At 57.8% G+C, this 358-nt stretch carries 1 protein-coding gene; it reads left to right on the top strand.

Going from position 1 to position 358, the window contains the following annotated elements; all coding sequences use genetic code 11:
- Positions 1-190: 190 nt before the first annotated feature.
- Positions 191-358: transposase (locus ACZYOF_RS44465; RefSeq protein ID WP_463719683.1), on the top strand; the 168-nt coding region annotated here is incomplete at its 3' end.

Below are 358 nucleotides of genomic sequence, written 5' to 3'. Positions count from 1 at the left end.
CATCAGACTCGCTCGAAAGCGAATCCAACCCGCACACATCATCGCATGGTCACTTTGGCGTAGAGCTCACCAGGCCGCCGCCCAGCGCGCGCACTTCAAAACAAAAAGACAACTGTAATGCTAGGGCCTGTTGAGATTCAGGATTCACAGATTGGAATGTCCGTGATTCAAGCTCCGAAAGGAGCTTGGCATGCACCGATTCGTTTTGACGGCTGCCCAGTGGGCGAAGAGGGAGCCGCTTTGTTTGGGCAAGCCGACCGATCCCGGTCGCACAGGGGGTGACAATCGTTTGTTCCTCGAGGCCGTGCTGTGGATCGCCCGCACGGGCAGCCCATGGAGAGATCTGCCGCCGACGTTT

This window comes from Bradyrhizobium sp. LeoA1Lang (assembly GCF_055413685.1).
This window is presented reverse-complemented; position numbering and strand designations above follow the sequence as displayed.